A 2,495-nucleotide genomic window follows, 5' to 3' on the forward strand; every position below is an offset into this window, starting at 1 on the left:
TGATGGGCGCCTACGGCGTGCAGAGCATCTTGAAGGACGCTGACATCAAGAACGTATTGACCGCCGTCGTCCTTTCGGCCAACGATCCCGTCGCCGCGTTCGGAGGGGTCACGCTTCTTCGGGACGTGTATGGGATCGAGCCCGCCGTCGTCACCGGACGCGCAACCGACAACCGGGTCGGGGTCCAGATCGCCCGCGAACAGCTCGGCGTTGCCGCGGTCAACGCAATCACCGACGCGGAGACGCTCGGGGATTTGCTCGTCGACCGCCTCGCGCCGAGCTGCGTCTCGTCATGAGCACGATGGTCGAGGCCATCGTCGTCGGAGCGACGGGGTACGTAGGCGGGGAGCTGCTCCGCCTTCTCGCATCCCACCCGCGACTTTCTCTCCTAGCGGCCTGCTCGGAAAGCCGCGCCGGCGAGGCGATCGGGAAAGTTTTTCCGCATCTCGAGGCGAGTTTTCCCGACCGGATTTTCGAGTCGATCGCGGCTCTCGACTCCTCGAGCTCGCCCGAGCCTCTCGCCGTCTTCTCGGCCGCCAACCATGGAGAATCGGCTTCCCGCGTGGCGTCCTTGTTGAGGCGATTCCAGCGATCGGTGCATGTGGTCGACCTGTCCGCGGATTTTCGCTTCTCGAGCACAACGACCTATCAAGCGGTCTATGGGCATCCGCATCCCGCGCCGGATCTGCTCGACGGGTTTCGCTGTGCCGTGCCCGAGCACGCGCGCTCGGCAGACACGCCTCATATCGCGCATCCTGGCTGCTTCACCACGGCGGCACTTCTCGCAATCGTCCCGCTTCTCGACGAGCGTCTCGTCGAGCCCGAGCTCTTCGTCACCGGCGTCACCGGAAGCACGGGCGCCGGAACCACGCCGAAGGAGACGACACATCATCCGGTGCGGCACGCCAACCTCTTCGCCTACAACCCGCTCGCCCATCGCCACGCACCCGAGATGGAAGCGCTGGCCGAGGCGGCGGTAGGGGAGCGTCCGACCGTTCACTTCATTCCGCATTCGGGACCTTTCTCGCGTGGCATCCACGTGACGGTGCAGGCGAGGCTCCGAGGCGCCTACGAGGCGACGACCGTTCGGGACGCTCTCGAACGCTATTACTCGAAGGCTCCCTTCGTGAGGGTGGTCGAAGGGACGCCGAGACTCAAGGACGTCGTGGGAAGCAACTACGCCCGGATCGGCGCCGCCGTCGACGGCCAGAGTGTCGCCGTCTTCTCCGTGATCGATAACTTGCTCAAGGGGGCCGCGGGTGGTGCCGTGCAATGGATGAACCGGCTCCTCGGATTCCCGGAAGACATGGGACTCGTGCAGTCCCCCGCCGGCTGGATCTGATGCCCTCGGCCGCATCGGCGCTGGAGCGCGAGGCCGAGCACCTCGCCCAGGTCTACGCGCAGCTTCCCCTAGAGATCGTATCCGCCTCGGGCGTCTTCCTTCACACCGGTGAGGGGCGACGAATCCTCGATCTATACGGGGGCCACGCGGTGGCTTCGCTGGGTTACGCCCATCCCCGGGTCGTGGAGACGCTCCGCCGGCAGGCGGAGACGCTTACGTTCCAGTCCAATGCCGTCGCGCTCGACGTGCGTGCGAGAGCGGCCAGGAGGCTGCTCGCGCTCGCCCCCGACGAGTTGGAGCGCGTGTTCTTCGTCAATAGCGGCGCGGAAGCGAACGAGAATGCTCTCCGGCTCGCGTTCCACTGTCTTGCCGAGAGAGATCATGTCGTGGCGGTCGAGAATGGATTCCATGGTCGCACCGCCGCTGCCGGAGCGGTGACTTGGGGGGCGGCCGGCAAGTGGTACGGATTCCCGCGAGCTCCGTTTCGCGTGACGTTCGTTCCACGAGACGACGTGGCCGCGCTCGGTCGTGCGATTGGTGAGAGAACCGCGGCCGTCATCGTCGAGCCCATCCAGGGGATTGCGGGCGCGGTACCACTCGCGCCCGCGTTCCTCGAGGCCACGAGAACGTTGACTCGTGAGCGGGGTGCGATTCTGATCTTCGACGAGGTGCAGTGCGGCGTCGGCCGGGCGGGAACCGGTTTCGCTTCGAGTCTCTATGATGTGGTGCCCGACCTGATCACGACCGCAAAGGCGCTCGGGGCGGGCTTTCCCGTGGGGGCCGTTTTGATGACACGAAACATCGCCTCGACACTCGGCGTCGGCGACCTGGGAACCACGTTCGGCGGGGGTCCTCTGGCCTGCGCCCTGATCGAGGCGGTTCTGGAAACGATCGAGCAAGAGCGCCTCCTCGACAACGTGAGGCGTCTTTCCGACCTCGTGCGCCAGACGTGCGTCGTCGGGCCGGTGGAAGGCATACAGGGCGCAGGGTTCCTTCTCGGGTTGCGTTGCCGATCCGGAGCCGCCCGGGTGCGCGACGAGCTGCTGCGGCGGGACATCCTCACCGGGACGAGCTCCGATCCCAACGTTCTTCGTTTACTGCCCCCCTTCGTGCTCGAGGAAGAGCATGTGGGACAGCTCGCGGCCGCCTTGCA

General features: G+C 66.1%; 3 protein-coding genes. All 3 read left to right on the forward strand.

Going from position 1 to position 2,495, the window contains the following annotated elements; all coding sequences use genetic code 11:
• Positions 1–296: hypothetical protein (locus tag VEK15_18965; protein ID HXV62788.1), on the forward strand; the 296-nt coding region annotated here is incomplete at its 5' end.
• Complete coding sequence (gene argC / locus VEK15_18970; GenBank protein ID HXV62789.1) at positions 293–1,342, forward strand: N-acetyl-gamma-glutamyl-phosphate reductase; 1,050 nt, start codon at positions 293–295, stop codon at positions 1,340–1,342. The genes VEK15_18965 and argC, both read left to right, overlap by 4 nt.
• Positions 1,342–2,495, forward strand: a 1,154-nt coding sequence (locus VEK15_18975) for an aminotransferase class III-fold pyridoxal phosphate-dependent enzyme (GenBank protein ID HXV62790.1), incomplete at its 3' end; no start/stop codon positions are given. The genes argC and VEK15_18975, both read left to right, overlap by 1 nt.

The sequence above is a fragment of the Vicinamibacteria bacterium genome (assembly GCA_035620555.1).
GTDB lineage: Bacteria > Acidobacteriota > Vicinamibacteria > Marinacidobacterales > SMYC01 > DASPGQ01.